Source organism: Aquiflexum lacus (genome assembly GCF_015476655.1).
GTDB lineage: Bacteria > Bacteroidota > Bacteroidia > Cytophagales > Cyclobacteriaceae > Aquiflexum > Aquiflexum lacus.
This window is the reverse complement of record NZ_JABFHF010000090.1, coordinates 1-422: the sequence shown is the minus strand read 5'-3', so window position 1 is coordinate 422 and position 422 is coordinate 1. Positions and strand designations below refer to the sequence as shown.

Below are 422 nucleotides of genomic sequence, written 5' to 3'. Positions count from 1 at the left end.
TTGCATTTATGAAACGATTCTTGGTAAATACTGAGCCCATCCCAACCTCGCCTTTGAAATAAAGATTATTTGATTCGAAAGGATAGAATTGCAAACCTGTCCCAAAGTTGAGGTAATTGAAAAAATATCCTTCTTCATATCCGCCTTTGGAGGGTGTTGATCCAGTCTGTCCACTGTTTACAAGTAAGCCCACACTTAATCCTGGAACTGATTTCAATGGAATATAATAACCGATACCTAAGGAAAATCCGGTATTAGAACCATATGAGCCTACTTGTTTACTTTCTCCATTCTGGAAGTAGCTTTGCCCATTCTGGCGAATTTCGTAAGCCCTTATTAATTCTGATCCACTATAAAATTGAGGTGTTACAAACCCAGCAGAAAAAAACATCCTAGGTTTAGTCGAGATTTCATTTTGTGCC

General features: G+C 38.2%; 1 protein-coding gene. It reads right to left on the bottom strand.

The window, feature by feature from the left end; all coding sequences use genetic code 11:
- The coding region (locus HMJ38_RS25160) for a hypothetical protein (RefSeq protein ID WP_194977201.1) at positions 1 to 422 on the bottom strand (422 nt) is incomplete at both ends.